Consider the following 18499-nt stretch of genomic DNA (forward strand, 5'->3'; position numbering starts at 1 on the left):
GCCCCGCCCCACGCACAGGACCACCGACGCCGTCGGCGTCACTCCCCTGACCCTGAGCAGCCGGCTCACCTCCTTGATGCGCGCGGCCCCTGATCGCGCGTAGAGCCGGGCCCCTGAGAACGGCGCCGGGCGCGTTGCTGCGCGCCCGGCGCCGTCATGCTCGCGGCCCGGCGGGCCAGTCCCCCCGGCGGGCCAGTCCCCCGGGCGGGCCCTGGCCGTCAGCGGCGCCCGTCAGGCCCGGTACTGGCCGTGGATGTCGACGGCGCCGCCGTCGACGCCCTTGGTGCCGGCCACGACGCGTCCACCGGGCGCGTACCCGGCGGCGTCATGGACGGTTCCGAGCGCCCAGGCCTCGATGCCCGCCTCCCGGCTGGCCGCCATGGTGGCCTCAGCGGCCTCCGGGGCCACCACCGCCACCATGCCGACGCCCAGGTTGAGGGTGGACTCGAGGTCGTCCCAGGGCACCTGTCCCAGGGCGCGGACGAGGTCGAAGACGGGGGGGACCGTCCAGGAGGAGCGGTCGACGTCGCCGATGAGGCCGGCGGGAAGGACGCGGGAGAGATTGGCGGCCAGTCCCCCGCCGGTGATGTGGGACAGCGCGTGAACGCTCATCTCGCCGGAGCCGTCATCGGGGCTGACGCGCTCGAGGATGCTCAGGCAGGCGGCGGTGTAGAGGCGGGTGGGCTCGAGGAGCTCAGCGCCCAGCGCGCGCCCGAGCTCGGGGACCTCTCGGTCCAGGGACCAGCCGGCGTGCTCGATGACGCGCCGCACAAGGGAGTACCCGTTGGAGTGCAGGCCGGAGGAGGCCATGGCGATGAGCGCGTCCCCCGCGCGCACGCGCTCGGCGCCGAGGACGCGGTCGGCCTCGACGACCCCGGTGGCGGCGCCGGCGACGTCGTACTCATCGGGGGCCATGAGGCCGGGGTGCTCGGCGGTCTCCCCGCCCAGCAGGGGCGCGCCGACGGCGGCGCAGGCCTTCGCCACGCCGCGGACGATGTCGGCAACGCGCTCGGGGACCACACGGCCGCAGGCGATGTAGTCGGTCATGAGCAGGGGGCGGGCGCCGACGACGACGATGTCGTCGACGACCATGCCCACCAGATCCTGGCCAATGGTGTCGTGGATGCCGAGGGCCTGGGCGATGGCGACCTTCGTGCCGACCCCGTCGGTGGAGGTGGCCAGGAGGGGGCGCCGGTAGTCGCGCAGCCCGCTCACGTCGACCATGCCGGCGAATCCCCCGACGCCGCCGACGACCGCGGGCGTCATGGTGGCGGCCACGGAGGCCTTCATGAGTTCGACGGCGCGGTCCCCCGCCTCGGTGTCCACGCCGGCGGAGGCGTAGGTGATGCCGGTGGATCCTGTGGTGCCTGTGGTCCTCACTGGGGGTGTCCTTCCTCGGGGGCGGGCGCTGGGTCGGCGGGGCCGGCGCCCGCCCCGGGGCGGGCGCCGTCGGGGACGCGGATGGTCTGCGGCTGCGGGGCCGTGCGGCGCTTGGGGGCGGTGGCCCGGGTGGATCCGGTGGCGAGGTCCGGCATGGTGATGAGGTCCGGGCTGATGTAGCGCGGCGCGCTGGGCCGGGGCTCGGCGCCCTCCCGGCCCCGGCTGGCCGGGGCGAGGGAGGCGATGACGCCCTCCCGGGGCGGGGTGATGGGGTAGGAACCGGTGAAGCAGGCCAGGCAGAGTTCGTTGCCCGGCTGCCCGCTGGCCTCGATCATGCCGTCCACGGACAGGTAGCCGAGCGAGTCCGCGCCGATGGAGTCGCGGATCGCCTCCACGCTCATCGAGGTGGCGATGAGCTCGTCCCGGGTGGCGAAGTCGATGCCGTAGAAGCAGGGCCAGAGCACGGGCGGGGAGGAGATGCGGATGTGGACCTCGGCGGCGCCGGCCTCGCGGAGCATGCGCACGAGGGCCCGCTGGGTGTTGCCGCGCACGATGGAGTCGTCGACGACGACGAGGCGCTTGCCCTCGATGACCTCTCGCACGGGGTTGAGCTTGAGGCGGATGCCGAGCTGGCGCAGGGTCTGGGTGGGCTGGATGAAGGTGCGGCCCACATAGGCGTTCTTCACCAGCCCCTGGGCGTAGGGGATGCCGGAGGCCTGGGCGTAGCCGATGGCGGCGGGGGTGCCGGACTCGGGGGTGGCGATCACGAGGTCGGCGTCGACGGCGTGCTCGCGGGCGAGGATGGCGCCCATGGCGTTGCGGGCGGCGATGATGGAGCGGCCCGCGATGCGCGTGTCGGGGCGGGCGAGGTAGACGTACTCGAAGACGCATCCGGCGCGACGGGCGGCGGCGAAGCGGGTGGAGCGCACGCCGCCGCCGTCGATCTCGATGAGCTCTCCGGGCTCGACCTCGCGCACGAAACGGGCGCCGACGATGTCCAGGGCGGCGGTCTCGGAGGCGACCACCCATCCGGCGTCGAGCCGGCCCAGGACGAGGGGGCGCACGCCGTGGGGGTCACGGGCGGCGTAGAGGGTGTGCTCGTCCATGAAGACCAGCGAGTAGGCGCCGCGCAGCATGGGCAGGACCCGGCGGGCGGCGGAGGCCACGTCGGGGGCTGGGCCGTCGTCCTCGCCGCCCGCCGGGGCGCCATCGGGGGCCGGGGGCAGGCCCGGCCAGGCCTCGGCGCTATCGGCCGCGTGGTCCCAACCCGCGGGGGCGCCCGTGGCGGAGACGAGGTTCATGAGCGCGGTGATGACCGCGGTGTCGGTGGATGAGCCCCGGCCGAGCTCCCCGGTGAGGTCCTCGCCACTGGACGCGTGGACGGCCTCCATGAGCTCGCGCGTGTTGGTGAGGTTGCCGTTATGGGTCAGGGCGAGGGTGGAGCCGGCCACGGGGCCGAGCATCGGCTGGGCGTTCTCCCACGTGGTGGCGCCGGTGGTGGCGTAGCGGACATGGGCGACGGCCATATGGCCGGCGAGGTTGGTCAGGACGGTGTCGTCGAAGACCTGGGAAACCAGGCCGAGGTCCTTGTAGACGCGGATGGAGGCGCCATCGGTGGTGGCGATGCCGGCCGACTCCTGGCCGCGGTGCTGAAGGGCGTAGAGCCCGAAATAGCACAGACGGGAGACCTCCTCCCCGGGGGCCCACACGCCGAAGACGCCGCACTCCTCGTGTATCGCGGGCTCGTCCTCGGCCCGCGGATCGACGGCGCTGGGGGCCGGCGCCACCGCGCCGGGCCCGAGGGCCGGGAGGCGCCCAGTGCCCTCCGAGCGCCCGGGCGCGCGGTCGCCCCGGCGGGGGGCGAGCGGACTGGTGGAGCGGAAGGACGCTGGCGTGGGGATCTCACCGTGACGCACGGCGGCATCCTGCCACACCCCGTCCTTATCCTCAGGCGACGGACCACATCGCGGCGGTCAGGAGGAATCCGATCAACCCGGCAATGGTAGACAGCAGCGTCCACGTCCGCAGCCCGTCGAGCTGGCCTGGTCGCGCACGGCGACGAGCACGACGTCGGCCCCGGAGGCGGCCTCGGCGGCGCCGGCCGACGGCGCGGCTTCTCAGAGAGTCGTATTGAGGGTCTTGACGACGACGGCGAGGGAGTCGTCGTCACCGACGTTGCCGGCGAACACGATGTAGGGGACCCCGGCGGCGGGGCCGTCCTGGGGCTCCCACAGCGAGATGATCCCCGGGAGCATGGGGCCGCGGACGATCGCCCGGCTGATGCCCAGGCCCTTGGAGGCGACATCGGATGAGGTGATACCCCCCTTGGCGATGACGAAGCGGGGGCAGCGCGCCGCGACGACACGCTGGACGGCCTCGACGACGGCCGCTGAGACGCGCCGGGCGAAGTCGAGGGACTCCTCGGGGTCCCTCCCGGGCACGAAGGCCCCGCCGCGGCGCACGACGACGTTGCCCTCCGCCAGGGCGGCGGCGGCGCGGCGGGCGATGTCCAGGACGTGGGCGTCGCGTCGCCGCGGGTCGAGGATGGTGGGGACGTCGAGGACGAGCTCGGGGGTGGCGGTGGCCGCGCGCAGGGCGTCGACCTGCCGCCCCGTCAGGCCGACGTGGGAGCCGACGACGATGAGGCCGCCCCGGGCGTCGGTGGCCGGGGCCACGCTCGCGGGCTGGGCCTGGTCGGGGGTGAGCGGGAGGTGGGGCCTCTGGCCGATGCGGGCGCGCACGAAGGGCGGTCCGACGCGGTAGACGAAGGTGGATCCCGCCTCCTCTGCCTTCTGGAGGGCCAGGGAGAGCAGCAGGAGATCGTTCTCCTCGACGCAGTCCACGGCGATGGGGGCGCGGTCCCGCGCGCCGCGCAGGGCCGCGACGACGGCGTCGGGGTCGGTGCGCAGCGTGGCCAGGTCGATGACGATGACGTCGCCGGCCGGCGTGGCGCCCCCGGTCTTCTCCTCGACCCAGGCGGCGAGTTCGGAGGAGCGGAACCCGAAGGTCTTGTCCCGGGCGAACTCGGTCTGGCCAACGGGGAGGTACCCGGTGGTCGGGGAGCCGGCGTAATGGGTGCCGTGGACGGTGATTCTTCCCGCGTCGGGGAAGGCCGGCGACAGGATGATGCCGTCGACGCGGGCGCCGTCGGCCTCAAGGAGGTCGGCGATGGTGTCGGGCTCGAGGGGGTAGTGGCCGCGCAGGGTGGAGTCCGCGCGGGAGACGAAGGCGACGGCGCGCCCGGTCGCCCGGGAGGCCTCCAGGGCGTGGGTGACGACCTCGGCGTTGACTTCGGCCGCGTCCTGGGCGTCCAGGGACCGCGAGTTGGTCATGACGTAGACGGCGGGGGCGCCGGTGCTCAGCGCCCAGGTGAGGTCGGCGACGCTCCAGCCGGTGACCACGGGCAGGTCGGCGATGGACTGGGTGCCGGTGGGGTCGTCGTCGAGGACGATGAGGACGCGGTTGAGTCCTTCGGTGATGGCGGCGGGGTCGACGCGGGGGCCCTCCGGGATCCCCGCGGTGAGCTCGTCGAGGGTGATCATGCTCGCTCCTTTGCGACAAGTCCTCTGATGAATATCTGGTGAGTATGCGGGGCGCGTCCGTGAGGACCGGGGACGGGGCGCCTCGGGCGGCGCGACTCAGGGGTCGCGGGGAGTTGGAAGGGCCGGGACGGCCGGGGCGATCGGGGCGCGGGAGAGCAGGTCATTGCTCGTCTGCTCCATATGCGCCCGCATGGCCGCCTTGGCGGCATCGGGCGACCCTGCGCGCAGGGCGAACAGGATGCGCTCGTGCTGCTCGATGGCGTGACTCCTGACCTCCGGGTGGGCCGAGGTCACGAGCCTGGCGCGCATGAGCTCCTCGCGCAGCGGGGCGTAGGTGCCCACGACGAGCGGGTTTCCGGCCGCGTGGATGACCAGGCCATGGAAGTCGAGGTCGGCCCGGGCGGCGGCCTCGACGTCGTCGCGCTGGTGGGCGCGGCGCAGATCGCCGATGGCGCGGCCCATGGCTTCGAGCTGGTCCGGGGTGCGACGAGCGGCGGCGAGCCCCGCCGAACCGACCTCGAGCATGCGGCGCACCTCGAGCAGGGCCAAGCCGACCTCGCGCTCGTCACGGCGGGCGCGCTCAAGCATGAGCAGGCCCGCCAGGTCCGTCCAGCGGTCCGGGTCGACGACGTAGGTGCCCGAGCCCTGGCGGGAGCGCAGCACGCCGCGGGCGACGAGGACCTTGATGGCCTCGCGCACGGTCAGGCGCGAGACCTGGAGGTCCTCGGCCAGGGAGGACTCGGCGGGCAGCGCGCCGCCCGGCCGGTAGGTGCCGGCGACGACGCGGGCGAGGAGGGTGTCGACGATGACGGCGACGATGCTGACGCGGCCGCTCATGGCACCTCCCACCCCCTCAAGTCCTCAGATGACTTAATGTACGTTACGGCAGTCACACGTCACGCGCAAGGGGTCGCCCCGAACTCCGCGCCGGGGTCGGCGGCCGCGCGGCGCCGCGCGCTGGCGGAGGCGTAATCAGGCGGGCATGAGGGGCAGGTAGGGGCTGAGGTCGCAGCGCTCCCCCGAGGCCATCAGGGCCCCCGAGCCCGTGGCGTCCCCCCAGGCCAGGCGGCCGGTGGCCAGGGCGAGCCAGGTGCCGGCATCGGTTTCGACGACGCTGGGCGGGGTGCCGCGCCGGTGAGTGGTCCCGGCAACAGCCTGAGTGGCCCCGTAGGGCGGGACGCGGACCTCGACGCTGCGGCCCGGCGCGCGGGCGGAGAGCTCCTCGAGCGTGTAGCGCACGGCGGTGGCGAGCACCCGGCGGTCGACGGCGGCCGACGGCTCCCGGGCTCCCTGCCTCGCTCTGGCGCCGGTGGTGGCCCAGGCGCGGACGGCGGAGGCGCCGTCGGAGGGGTCGATGCGTCGTCGTGCCGGCATGGACTGAAGATACCCGGAGTGCCCCGGACGCGCGGAGCGCTCAAGACGGCCAGCAGGAGCGCCGCGATGGCGCCCCGCCGACGCGAGACGTCCCGGGCCCCGCTCGCGACGGCGAGCGGGGCCCGGGATGACGGCGGGGCGCAGGGCTCAGGCGGCGACCGCCGCCGCCTTGCGGTGCCCGAGGCCCTTGAGGACCACCACGAGCGCGGAGGTCACCACCACGCCGGCGAGGATCGCCAGGAGGAAGCCCACCACGTTGGTGATGGCGAAGGCCACGAAGAGGCCACCGTGGGGGGCTCGGGAGCCCACGTGCAGGGCCATGGTCAGCGCGCCGGTGACGGCGCCACCGGCCATGGTGGCCGGGATGACGCGCAGCGGGTCGGCGGCGGCGAAGGGGATGGCGCCCTCGGAGATGAAGGACAGCCCGAGCAGCCAGGCGCTGCGGCCGTTCTCGACCTCGGCCTTGGTGAACAGGCGCGGCCGCAGGAAGCTCGCCACGGAGACGGCCAGCGGCGGCACCATGCCGGAGGCCATGACGGCCGCCATGATCTCGAATGATGCGGTGGTGTTGGCGGCCAGGCCCGCTGTCCCGAACAGGTAGGCGGCCTTGTTGACGGGCCCGCCCAGGTCGAAGCACATCATCAGGCCCAGGATGACGCCCAGGAGGATGGAGGCGCCCCCCTCGGACATGGAGGTGAGCCCGTTCTGCATCCCGGTCATGATGCTCGCGAGCGGTCGGCCGAGCACGAGGTACATGAGCCCGCCCACGACCAGCGTGGTCCCCAGCGGGATGACGACGACGGGCATGAGCCCGCGCAGCCAGCGCGGCACGCCCAGGCCGGCCAGCCAGGCGGCGAAGTAGCCGGCGAGGATGCCGCCGATGAGGCCGCCGATGAAGCCGGCGCCCACGGCCTCGGCCACCACGCCCATGGCGAATCCGGGGGCGATGCCCGGGCGCCCGGCCAGTCCGAAGGCGATGTAGCCGGCGAGCGCCGGGACGAGGAAGCCCATCGCCGCCTTGCCGAGCAGGAAGAAGGCCCAGCCGAGGTAGAGGGGCAGGCCGGAGCGGTCCAGCGTGATCGTCTCGGTGCCGAGGACGTCGCCGGCCGAGTTCGTGATCGTGTGGACGAACTCGTGTCCGGGCAGGTTGGTCAGCGAGTAGTCGGTGATCGAGAACTTGCCGTAGAGGTTGGCGACGTCGTAGCCGGCGAGCAGGAACCCGAGGGCGATGAGCAGGCCGCCCGCCGCGACGAAGGGGATCATGTAGGACACGCCGGTCATGACGGCGCGCTGGAGGCGCCGGGCCCAGTGGACGGAGCCCTCGTCCTCCTCCGCGGCGCCCTGGCCGCCCGCGGCTCCGGCGGGGACGCGCTGGGCGGCGGGATCGTCGATGGCGGCGAGGGCCTGGTCAATGAGGCTCCCGGCGTCGTTGACGGCGGCCTTGACGCCGACGTCGATGACCGGCTTGCCGGCGAAGCGCTCGCGCCCCTTGATGGGCAGGTCGTGGGCGAAGACGACGGCGTCTGCGCGCTTGATGAGCTCGGGGTCCAGGGCGTCGATCTTGCCCGAGCCCTGGCCCTCGATGCGCACGGTGATGCCGCGCTCGGCGCCCGCCTGCTCAAGGGCCTCGGCGGCCATGAAGGTGTGGGCGATGCCGGTGGGGCAAGAGGTGGCGCCGACGATGACGCGCTCGCCGCCCGCGGGGGCCACAGCGGGGGCCGCGGCGGGGGCGGGGGCCGCAGCAGGAGCGCTCGCCTCCTCGGCGCTCGCGCCGTCCTTGAGCAGTTCGGGCTGGACCTGCTCGGTGACCATGCGGACGACCTCCTCGGCGCTTCCCGCGCTGCGCAGGGCGTCGGTGAAGTCGGCGCGCATGAGACCGCGGGCGAGCTTGGCGAGGAGCTTGAGGTGCATGTCGTCGGCACCCGCGGGGGCGGCAATCATGAAGATGAGGTCGGCGGCCTGGCCGTCGGCGGCGCCGAAGTCCACCGGCTCGGCGAGGCGGGCGAATCCCAGGCTGGCGGTGAGCACGTGCTCGGAGCGGCAGTGCGGGATGGCGATGCCGCCGGGGATGCCGGTGGGGGCGGTGGCCTCTCGGGCCAGGGCGTCGGATGCCAGGCCCTCGGGGGCGTCGGCCCGCCCGGCGCCCGCGACGACTCCGGCCAGGTGGGTGATGACGTCGCTCTTGTCGGAGCCGGGGGCGGCGTCGAGCGCGACGAGCTCAGGGGTGATGAGCGGCGCGGTGCCGCCGGTGTCGATGGTCTCGGTCATGGTGCTTCCTTGGATCGGTGGGTGCCGGGGGCCGGCGGATCGGGTCATCGGGTCGTGGGGCGTTGGTCGCCGGGGTCGGCCTCGCAGCCGGGCGCTCAGGCGAGCCGGGAGACGGCGGGCACGGCTCCCGGCAGGTCGGCGGGGGTGGGCAGGGTGGTTCCGGGCAGGGAGGCGGCCGCGGATCCGTAGAGCATGGCGGTGGCCAGGCGCTCGGCGGGGCCGTCCCCGCGGGTGTCGGCCAGGACGTAGCCGGCGACGGAGGAGTCGCCCGCGCCGACGGTGGAGACGACGTCGATGGCAGGGGCCGGGGAGTGCCAGGCTCCCTCGGTGGTCACGAGGACCCCCCCGGCAGGCCCGAGGGTGGCCATGACGGCGGTGACACCGCGGTCGACGAGGACGCGGGCGGCGTCGACGACGGGACCGAGATCCCCGGCCAGGGCGCCATCCTCCAGGGCCATGGCGCGCTCGGCGGGCAGTCCGGCGAGCTGGCCGAGCTCCTCGCCGTTGGGCTTGATGAGGTCGGGGGCGGCCCCCGGCAGGGCGGCGGCCAGGGCTGCGAGCGGGGCGTCCGAGGTGTCAACGGCGATGCTCACCCCCGTGGGGCGAAGCAGCGTGACGAGGCGGGCGTACCAGTCGATGGGGGCGCCGGGCGGCAAGGAGCCCGACAGGATCGCCCATCCAGAGCCATCAGCCCCGTCCGGGCCGCCCCTGACGGCCGCGAGCAGGGCCTCCTCGATGGCGGCGCGCTCAGGCCGGCCGAGCTCAGCTCCGGGCTCATTGATCTTGGTGGTGGTGCCGTCGGGCTCGGTGACGGCGGTGTTGACGCGCGCGGCGCCCGGCACGGTGACAGCGTGGACGGTCAGGCCGGGCTGGGCGACGGCCTCAAGGACGGCGCGCAGGGGGTCGTGCTCGGCGGCGGGCAAGACCGTGGTGGCCTCCAGGCCGGAGGAGACCAGGACGCGGGCGACGTTGACGCCCTTGCCACCGGGGTCGGTGACGACGCTGGTGAGGCGGTTGACGCCGCCGCGCACGAGGGGCCCTGGCAGGGCGACGGTGCGGTCGAGCGAGGGGTTGGGTGTGAGCGTGACGATCATGCGATGCGGACCTCGGTTCCCGTGATGGACAGCTGGCTGGCGAGAGGGTCGGGCAGGGGGGCGTTGGTGATGAGGAGGTCGACGTCGGCGGTGTCGGCGAAGGAGACGAGGTGCTCCTGCCCGATCTTGGAGGCGTCCGCCAGGGCGAGGACGCGACGCCCGGCCCTGGCCATGGCGCGCTTGACGGCCGCTTCATCCGGGTCGGGCGTGGACAGACCGTGCTCCGCGCTGATCCCGTTGGCGCCCAGGACGGTGACGTCGACCCGCAGGTGGGCGAGGGCGTCGAGGGCCTCCGGACCGACGGCGGCCTGCGTCATTCCGCGGACCTGCCCCCCTAGGACGCGCACGCTGATGCCCTCGCGGGGGGCGAGGAGCGTGGCGATGAGCAGGGAGTCGGTGATGACGCGCAGGTCGAGGCCCGTGGGCAGGAGGCGGGCGAGCGCGGCGGTGGTGGTCCCGGCGTCGAGGAGGATGCTCATCCCCTTGGCCGGCTCCAGGGCCGCGAGGGCGGCGGCGGCGATAGCGGCCTTGGCGGGGGCGGCGGCGAGTTCGCGCTCGGCGACGCCCGTCTCAGGGGAGGCGCTGACGGGGACCGGGACGGCGCCGCCGTGGACCTTGCGAAGGGCGCCGGCGCGATCGAGCGCGCCGAGGTCCCGGCGGATGGTTTCGACGGTCACGCCGTAGCGGGTGGCGAGCTCGGCGACGTGGACTCGGCCCTCGCGGGCGACGGCGGCGACGATGCCCGTCTGACGCTTCTCGGCGTTCATGTCGCCCTCCTCGACGACGCTGTCACGGATGCTCCGAGACCCAGCCAACGCCCGTTCGGGCATTGAATTCAGGTCTAGAAGACCTATCAGGCATAACCGTACGCCCGTTCGGGCATTGAGTCATATGATCCATGTCACATTCCAGGCGGTGTGCGACGGCGCCCGCCACCCTGGGCGGGTGGCGGGCGCCGTCGAGAGCCGGAGCGGGCAGCGCGGGGCCGCCGATGCAGCGGGAGGCGGGCCTCAGACGATCCCGTGGGCGATCATGACGTCAGCGACGCGGGTGAAGCCGGCGGCGTTGGCGCCCAGGACGTAGTCGCCGGGGCGGCCGTACTCCTCGGCGGCGGCCACGCAGGAGTCGTGGATGTCGGCCATGATGCCGGTGAGCTTGGCCTCGGCGGTCTCGAAACTCCAGCGGGTGCGGCCGGCGTTCTGCTCCATCTCGAGGGCGGAGGTCGCCACGCCACCGGCGTTGGCGGCCTTGCCGGGGGCGTAGAGGATGCCGGCGGCCTGGAAGGCCTCGATGGCCTCGGGGGTGGAGGGCATGTTGGCGCCCTCGGCGACGACGGCGCAGCCGTTGCGCAGCAGCGTGGCGGCGCCGGCGCCGTCGAGCTCGTTCTGGGTGGCGCAGGGCAGGGCGACCTCGGCCGGGACATCCCAGACGCGGCCCTCGGTCACGAGGCGGGCGCCGGGGCGGCGGGAGACGTAGTCGGCGACGCGGCCGCGCTCGACCTCCTTGACCTGCTTGAGGAGGTCGAGGTCCACGCCGGCCTCGTCAACGACGTAGCCCGAGGAGTCGGAGAAGGTGATCGGGGTGGCACCGAGCTGCTGGGCCTTCTCGATGGCGTAGATGGCGACGTTCCCGGAGCCGGAGACCGCGACCCTCTTACCCTCCAGGCTCTGGCCCTTGGTGGCGAGCATGGACTGGGCGAACAGGACGGTGCCGTAGCCGGTGGCCTCGGTGCGCACGAGGGAGCCACCCCATCCCAGGCCCTTGCCGGTGAGGACTCCGGCGTCGTAGGAGTTGCGCAGGCGCTTGTACTGGCCGAAGAGGAAGCCGATCTCCCGGCCGCCCACGCCGATGTCGCCGGCGGGCACGTCCGTGCTCGGGCCGATGTGGCGGGAGAGCTCGGTCATGAAGGACTGGCAGAAGCGCATGACCTCGGCGTCGGAGCGGCCGTGGGGGTCGAAGTCGGATCCGCCCTTGCCGCCGCCGATGGCCTGGTTGGTCAGGGCGTTCTTGAAGATCTGCTCGAAGCCGAGGAACTTGATGATGCCGGCGTTGACGCTGGGGTGGAAGCGCAGGCCGCCCTTGTAGGGGCCGAGGGCGGAGTTGAACTCGATGCGGAAGCCGCGGTTGACCTGGACGTTGCCGGCGTCGTCGACCCACGGGACCCGGAAGATGACCTGGCGCTCAGGCTCGACGATGCGCTCGAGGAGGGCATCGTCGGCGTAGTGCGGGTGCTTGGCGATGACGGGGGCGAGGGAGTCCAGAACCTCACGCACTGCCTGGTGGAACTCGGTCTCCCCGCGGTTGCGGGCGACCACCTGTTCATAGACCTTCTCAACGACTTCAGCCATAACGGACTCCTTCGGGTACTCGCGTCCTCACAAAAGGCACCGTGCTTCCGCCCCGGTGCCGGATTCAAGAGTCCCACCGCCACGTTTCGCTGAGATGAATGTTCTCGTCCGGTCACGCTCCCGCGCGGCTCGGCACCCGCGCCATCGCCGCCTGAGAGCCGCCTGTGGGGCACGGTGACCGCAGGGGCCCGGCGGGGCAGGCGGATGGGGAGCACTCCCGATCACGAGGGCCTTGCCAAGACCGATCCTTGACGCGTGGGGAATGCGCGGGCTTGAATCGCCTTGGCGTATGACATAGAAGGATCTCCGTCATGACTGATCAGTCCCCCTACCCTCCCCAGCAGCCCTACCAGCCCTATCAGCCCTACCCTCAGCCCTCCGCGCCCTCCTCCGGTCGGCCCGATTACGCGCGGGCGCCGCAGGCCGGGATGCCCCAGTACCCGTACGCCGCCGCCCCCTACGCGGGCCAGCCCATGGCCGTCTACCCGGTGATGCCCTACCTGCGGCCGATGGGGCCCCAGCGCCCGGGCACCGCGACGGGCGCGTCAGTGCTCGGCATCATCAGCGGGGGGCTGGGGCTCATCCTGGCCGTCAGCACGATCATCCTCACAACCACGCTCGACGCTCTGGCACAGCTCGTCGCGGCCAGCCACAGCCGGAGCACCGCGGTCATGATCGACTACATCCTCGGATTCGGAGTGTTCGTCACCGCCGTGGCGCTACTGACGACGAGCATCACCTTCTTCAAGGGCAAGGGGTACGGGGGCCTCCTGGGCGCCGCCATCGCGCAGGCCGTCGTGACGGTCCTGTTGCACATCGTCTTCCCGCTGATGCTCCCCAGGATCCTCGGACTCAACTCCTCCGATCTCCCCGACAGCATCAGGTTCAACAGCGGCACTGTTTTCTACCTCGTCACCGGCCTCGGCCTGGCGGTGTCCACCATCATCCTGCTCCTCAACCCCTCGACGAAGAGTTGGCGCAAGTAGAGGACCGCGCTCTCAGCTCATCCACCCCCACGCGACACGCGACGACGAAGGGTATCCATGACCGCCCCCTATTTCCCCCAGCAGCCGTCCGATCCCGCTTACGGCCAGGTCCCGGCGCAGCCCACGGGCGCCCAACAGTCCTACGCCCCTGGGTATCAGCAGGGAGCCCCTGGCATGCCGGGGGCTCTGGGAGCATCCGCCCCCTACGGAGGCTATGCCGTTCAGCCGCCGGTGATGCTCGTGCCAACGTTCCTATACCCGGCGCCCGTCCCGGCCGCGCGCCGAGGGCCGACCCACCCCGGAACGGTAATGAGCGCCTGCGTCATGGCCATCATCAGCGGCAGTCTCGGGCTCTTCCTGGGATTGCTCAATTTCTTCTACGCCATCGATTTCAGCAATGACAGTTCCAACCCCAACACGCTGGCCGGGCTGTTCTACCTCTACGCCTTCGGGGTGCTCCTCACCGCTGTGGCCTTGCTGACCACGGGGATCACCTTCCTGGGGAGGAAAGGTTACGCCGTCCTCCTGGGCGCCGCGATCTCCCAGGCCGTTCTCACCATCGCGCGCGACCTGGTCATCCCCGCCATGCCGTACGACGCTCTGGGGTACCACTCATCGGCCGCCGTGCCCTGGGGCGCTAAATTCAATCCCGCCCTCGCCCTCGAGTTCATGATCGGCGCGGGGCTGGCGACGGCGACCATCTGCCTCCTGTTGCTCCAGACCTCGAAGGCCTGGCGCACAGAGCCCCCCGCCTCCGATTTCATCGAGCACAACCCCTCCCCCGCGGGGCCATGACCGGTCGCGCGCTGGTGCGACGATGGCGGTATCGATCCCGGACACCCTCCTGATCGAGGCCGGCGCGGCGTCATCGCCCGCGAGCGGCAGCACGCGCTCAACGCGCTGCGCCGCCCACGCGGCCAGGGCACGCCGGTGCGAGACGCCGAGACCCTGAGGGCTCAGCGCCCGCGCCAGCGGCGCCACGCCTCAGAACAGCGCGGGCAGGGTCGCCTCCACCCCGTCGCGCAGCTCGGCCAGGTCAAGCATGAGCGGGCGGCCGGCACCGCCGTCGGCCAGCAGGTCCGTGCCGGTCACGACGAGCATGTCCCCACCGGTGGTGCCGATGCGCGCCCACGGCACGCCCTCGGCGCCCGCGGCGGCCTCCACCGCCGGCACGGCGGCCTCGTGGACGGCCACGAGCGCGCGCGCCCCGGACTCGGAGAACAGGGTGGTGAAGTCGTCCACGCCGTCGCGGCTCTCGATGGGGGCCAAGTCCACGCTGGCCCCCACGCCGTGGCGCAGCACGGCGTCGACGAGGCTCTGGATGAGGCCGCCGGCGGACAGGTCGTGGGCAGCGCGCACGAGCTTCGCACCCTCGGGCAGGTCCGCCTCGCTCAGCGCCACGAGGACGCGCCCCAGGGCCATCTCGGCCTCCAGGTCCACCTTCGGGGGCAGACCACCGAGGTGGTCGTGGACGACGCGCGTCCAGGCCGAGCCGTCCAGCTCATCGGCGGTGGCGCCCAGGGCGATGATCGCCAGGCCCTCCTCGAACCAGCCAGAGGGGTTGGCGCGGCGCACGTCGTCCATGACGCCCAGCACGCCGACGACGGGCGTGGGGTTGATGGAGGAGTCGGGCAGCCCCTTGACCTTGCCGTGGGAGTTGTAGAGCGAGACGTTGCCGCCGGTGACGGGCACGCCCATCTGCTGGCAGGCGTCGGCCAGGCCGGTGATGGCCTCAACGAGTTGCCACATGGCGTCCGGGTCCTCCGGGGAGCCGAAGTTAAGGCAGTCGGTCACGGCCCGGGGCGTGGCGCCAACGGTGCAGACATTGCGGTAGGACTCGGCCAGGGCCTGGGCCGCTCCGGTGGCCGGGTCGAGCTTGGTGAAGCGCCCGTTGGCGTCGGTGGAGATGGCCACGCCACGGCCGGTGGTCTCATCGACGCGGATGACGCCGGCGTCGTCGGGCTGGGCCAGGGCGGTGTCGCCGCGCACGAAACGGTCGTACTGGTCGGTGACCCAGGCACTGGAGGCCTGGTTGGGGCTGGTGACGACGGCGAGAACCTGCTCGGTGAGCTCGGTGGCGCTGGCCGGGCGCGCCAGGCGCTCGGAGGAGTCCGCGTTGAGTGCGTCCTGCCAGGCGGGGCGGGCGTAGGGCCGCTCGTAGGTGGGGCCCTCGTGGGCGACCGTCTTGGGGTCGACGTCGACGATGCGCTCACCGAAGTGGTCGATGGTCAGGCGGCCCGAGCCGTTGACCTCGCCGATGACAGCGGCCTCGACGTCCCACTTGTCGATGACGGCCATGAAGTCGTCGAGCCTGTCGGGGGCGACGACGGCCATCATGCGCTCCTGGGACTCGCTCATGAGGATCTCGCCGGCGGTGAGGGAGGGGTCGCGCAGGAGGACCTTCTCCAGGTCGACGTGCATGCCGCCGTCGCCGTTGGAGGCGAGTTCGCTCGTGGCGCAGGAGATGCCGGCGGCGCCCAGGTCCTGGATGCCCAGGACGAGGTCGGCGTCGAACAGGTCGAGGCAGCACTCGATGAGGACCTTCTCCATGAAGGGGTCACCCACCTGGACGCTGGGGCGCTTGGCGGGCATGCCGTCCTCGAAGGACTCGCTGGCGAGGATGGAGGCGCCGCCGATGCCGTCGCCGCCGGTGCGCGCACCGAAGAGGACCACCTTGTTGCCGGCGCCGGAGGCGTTGGCCAGGTGGATGTCCTCGTGACGCAGGACCCCCACGCACAGGGCGTTGACGAGCGGGTTTTCCTGGTAGGAGGGGTCGAACTCTGTCTCGCCGCCGATGTTGGGCAGGCCCAGGCAGTTGCCGTAGCCGCCGACGCCGGCCACCACGCCGTGCACGACGCGGGCGGTGTCGGGGTGGTCGACGGCGCCGAAGCGCAACTGGTCCATGACGGCCACGGGGCGCGCGCCCATGGAGATGATGTCGCGGACGATCCCGCCCACGCCGGTGGCGGCGCCCTGGTAGGGCTCGACGAAACTGGGGTGGTTGTGGGACTCGACCTTGTAGGTCACGGCCCAGCCGTCGCCGATGTCGACGACGCCGGCGTTTTCCCCCATGCCAACGAGCAGGTGCTCGCGCATCTCGGGGGTCACCTTGGCGCCGAACTGCTTGAGGTGAATCTTGGAGGACTTGTAGGAGCAGTGCTCAGACCACATGACGGAGTACATGGCGAGCTCGGCGGCAGTGGGGCGGCGGCCCAGGAGCCGCTTGATGTCCTCGTACTCATCAGCCTTGAGGCCGAGCTCGGCCCACGGCATCTGCTGATCGGGCGTCGCCGCGGCATCGGCGACGGTGTCGGGATGCTCCACGGGACGGGGGGCGGTCTCGGCGGTGTGGGCTGTGTGAGCCATGCGGCTGCTCCTGGGGGTGAGCGGGAGGGGGCCATGCCCGAGGATACCCGGCAGGTGGGAGCGGCAGGTCATGGGTCCCCCAGGTGAGCGGGTCGGGCGAGGCGCTCGGCGATTAGAGATGAAGACGCGCCCCAAAAGGTGCGCCCTCTCACACGCGGACAGGGCAAGATCGTGCCATGAGAACCATCGACGTCGCTCCACTGCCCCTGTCCGAGCTCGAGCCCCACCTCGACGAGGTCGCCGCGCACCGGCTCCGCGACGGCGTGGCGGCCGCCCAGGCGCTCCTGGAGGGGCGCGCCCTGTGGATCGTGACCCCCACGGACCAGGCGGGCGCTGGCCCGGTGGAGACCGTCGCCCCCCTGGCGGGCTATGCCCGCGGCCTGGATGTCGACGCCCGATGGCTGTGCCTGGACGCTCCGGCGGAGTTCACCGCCCTCAGCGGGCGCCTGCACTCCTGGATCCATGGGGATATCGGGGACCGAGGCCGCCTGGGAGAGAAGGAGCGCGACCTCTACGAGCACACGCTGGCGTCCAACGCGGAGAACGTCGCCGGGGACATCCGCGAGGGCGACATCGTCATCCTCCACGATCCAGCGACCGCCGGCCTGGCGCGCCCCCTCAAGGCGGCGGGCGCCGTCGTCGTGTGGCGTTGCCACGCGGGCGCGGATCTGGCCACCGCCAGCCCCGAGGGCGTTGAGGACGCCCAGCGCGCCTGGGCCTTCCTGGACCGCTACCTGGAGGACGCGGACTACGTGATCGTCTCCTGCGAGGAGTACCGTCCCCCCTTCACCGAGCCCGAGGCCTGCGCCGTCATCCCACCCTCCATCGACCCCGACAGCCCCAAGAACCGGGTCCTCGACATGGATGAGGCCTGGTCGATCGCACGCCTGGCGGGGATCTTCGACGGCGAGCCCCCCTTCGACGCATTCCCCTTCATCCGCGGCGACGGGCGGACGGACGCGCTGCGCTCCGCGGCGGCCGAGGGCGGCGTCATGCGCGCCGGGGGCCCGGTGCCGCTGGGAGCGCGGACGGTCACGCAGGTCTCGCGCTGGGACCGGCTCAAGGGGATGAAGGAGCTGGCGATCGCCTTCGCAGAGAACCTGGAGGCGCTCCCCGACGACGCCCATCTGCTGCTGGTGGGCCCCTGCCCCGACAAGAGGAGCGCCGCCGAGCGGGTGCTGGACGAGGCCGTCGAGGCCGTTGAGCTCCTCCCCGCGGCGGCGCGCTCGCGCATTCACATCGCGGCGGTGCCGGCCCATGACCGGGAGGTCAACGCGCTCGTGATCAACGCCGTGCAGCGGGTGAGCTCGGTGGTCACTCAGCGCTCGATCGTCGAGGCCTTCGGGCTGACGGTGGCTGAGGCGATGTGGAAGAAGGCCCCCGTGGTGGCCTCCGGCGTCGGGGGGATCCGCACGCAGGTGACCGATGGCGTTGATGGCGTCCTCGTGGATCCGCATGACGGCGCGGCCTGGGCTCAAGCGGTGGCGGACCTGCTGCTCTTCCCCGAGCGGGCGGCCGAGATGGGGGCGACGGCGCACGAGTCGGTGCGCCGCTCCTTCCTGCCGGACCGGCATCTCCTCCAGGTCCTCGACGCCCTCGCGGCGGCCCTTGAGCGGCCCTGAGGCTCGGCCCCAGCGGCCGGGCGCGCACCTTCCCCCAGAGTTTTCCACAGGCTTCCTCCACAGGCATGTGCGCAGTGGGGGATGAGCCGCGAGATGACGGGCCTCCGCCTGTGAAGGCGCCCTCACACTCACGATTGCGCCCCCGTATGTACCACATGCGGGGGCGCGAGCCTCTTCTCAGGCTACCTACAGGGTCTTGCCAGGATCGGTCAAATCCTTGAGATCATGCGGTTCTTCTCACGATTAGAGCTCTCGAACCCCCGTTTCCCGCGGCAGCCCGCCATTCCAGGGAGCCACCCGGGAGGCCGGCCCCGGCACGAGACTGCCCCTCCCCGATCACGATGCCGATACGATTCGGGACCTTCGGTCTCAGAGCGATCAACACCGGATTGTCCACAGCCCGCCGAGCAAGCTTGTGGATAACTCCCAGGCTTCTTACAGGTTCCCGATCATGCCCCACGAGCGCGGCCGGGCGCCCCACCGCCCGGGCCCCGGGCGCGGCGCGCGACCCGGCCCGGT

At 72.5% G+C, this 18499-nt stretch carries 13 protein-coding genes; 3 read left to right on the forward strand and 10 right to left on the reverse strand.

Going from position 1 to position 18499, the window contains the following annotated elements; genetic code table 11:
* Window positions 1-231: 231 nt before the first annotated feature.
* The 9 genes from purM to gdhA all read right to left on the reverse strand — a co-directional run bounded on the left by purM (window position 232) and on the right by gdhA (window position 12006).
* Window positions 232-1380 carry a phosphoribosylformylglycinamidine cyclo-ligase gene (gene purM, locus GVV75_RS02920; RefSeq protein ID WP_159522874.1) on the reverse strand — a complete coding sequence of 383 codons (1149 nt, stop codon included), beginning with the start codon at window positions 1378-1380 and terminating at the stop codon, window positions 232-234.
* The gene (gene purF, locus GVV75_RS02925) at window positions 1377-3296 is read right to left on the reverse strand and encodes an amidophosphoribosyltransferase (protein ID WP_442858379.1); all 1920 of its coding nucleotides are present in this window, start codon (window positions 3294-3296) and stop codon (window positions 1377-1379) included. Before purF ends, purM begins: the two co-directional genes overlap by 4 nt.
* Before the next feature lie 201 nt (window positions 3297-3497).
* Window positions 3498-4922, reverse strand: a complete 1425-nt coding sequence (locus GVV75_RS02930) for a four-carbon acid sugar kinase family protein (protein ID WP_159813395.1) — start codon at window positions 4920-4922, stop codon at window positions 3498-3500.
* Between the two features lie 96 nt (window positions 4923-5018).
* The gene (locus GVV75_RS02935; RefSeq protein WP_159813397.1) at window positions 5019-5759 is read right to left on the reverse strand and encodes a FadR/GntR family transcriptional regulator; all 741 of its coding nucleotides are present in this window, start codon (window positions 5757-5759) and stop codon (window positions 5019-5021) included.
* A 135-nt stretch (window positions 5760-5894) separates the two neighbouring features.
* Window positions 5895-6296 (reverse strand): sterol carrier family protein, encoded by a 402-nt coding sequence (locus tag GVV75_RS02940; RefSeq protein WP_159813399.1) that lies wholly within the window; start codon window positions 6294-6296, stop codon window positions 5895-5897.
* Between the two features lie 147 nt (window positions 6297-6443).
* Window positions 6444-8564 (reverse strand): PTS fructose transporter subunit IIABC, encoded by a 2121-nt coding sequence (locus GVV75_RS02945; protein WP_159624631.1) that lies wholly within the window; start codon window positions 8562-8564, stop codon window positions 6444-6446.
* Between the two features lie 95 nt (window positions 8565-8659).
* Window positions 8660-9658 (reverse strand): 1-phosphofructokinase family hexose kinase, encoded by a 999-nt coding sequence (locus GVV75_RS02950; RefSeq protein ID WP_159522864.1) that lies wholly within the window; start codon window positions 9656-9658, stop codon window positions 8660-8662.
* A complete protein-coding gene (locus tag GVV75_RS02955; RefSeq protein ID WP_159522860.1) occupies window positions 9655-10425 on the reverse strand; it encodes a DeoR/GlpR family DNA-binding transcription regulator in 771 nt (256 codons plus the stop codon). The genes GVV75_RS02950 and GVV75_RS02955 overlap by 4 nt, the downstream gene beginning before the upstream one ends.
* A gap of 243 nt (window positions 10426-10668) precedes the next feature.
* Window positions 10669-12006, reverse strand: a complete 1338-nt coding sequence (gene gdhA, locus GVV75_RS02960) for an NADP-specific glutamate dehydrogenase (protein WP_159522858.1) — start codon at window positions 12004-12006, stop codon at window positions 10669-10671.
* Between the two features lie 311 nt (window positions 12007-12317).
* Here gdhA and GVV75_RS02965 point away from each other — a divergent pair, with 311 nt between their 5' ends.
* A complete protein-coding gene (locus GVV75_RS02965) occupies window positions 12318-12992 on the forward strand; it encodes a hypothetical protein (protein WP_159813401.1) in 675 nt (224 codons plus the stop codon).
* A 324-nt stretch (window positions 12993-13316) separates the two neighbouring features.
* Window positions 13317-13787, forward strand: a complete 471-nt coding sequence (locus tag GVV75_RS02970) for a hypothetical protein (RefSeq protein ID WP_159522854.1) — start codon at window positions 13317-13319, stop codon at window positions 13785-13787.
* A gap of 189 nt (window positions 13788-13976) precedes the next feature.
* On the opposite strand, the gene purL is transcribed toward GVV75_RS02970, so the two are convergent.
* Entirely contained in the window at window positions 13977-16358 is a 2382-nt protein-coding gene (gene purL / locus GVV75_RS02975; RefSeq protein WP_159813403.1) for a phosphoribosylformylglycinamidine synthase subunit PurL, read from the reverse strand.
* Window positions 16359-16534: 176 nt separating this feature from the next.
* On the opposite strand from purL, the gene GVV75_RS02980 reads away from it, so the two are divergent.
* Window positions 16535-17980 carry a glycosyltransferase gene (locus GVV75_RS02980; protein ID WP_159522850.1) on the forward strand — a complete coding sequence of 482 codons (1446 nt, stop codon included), beginning with the start codon at window positions 16535-16537 and terminating at the stop codon, window positions 17978-17980.
* Window positions 17981-18499: the final 519 nt, after the last annotated feature.

Origin of the sequence: Actinomyces sp. zg328, assembly GCF_009829635.1 — a bacterium.
Classification (GTDB): domain Bacteria; phylum Actinomycetota; class Actinomycetes; order Actinomycetales; family Actinomycetaceae; genus Actinomyces; species Actinomyces marmotae.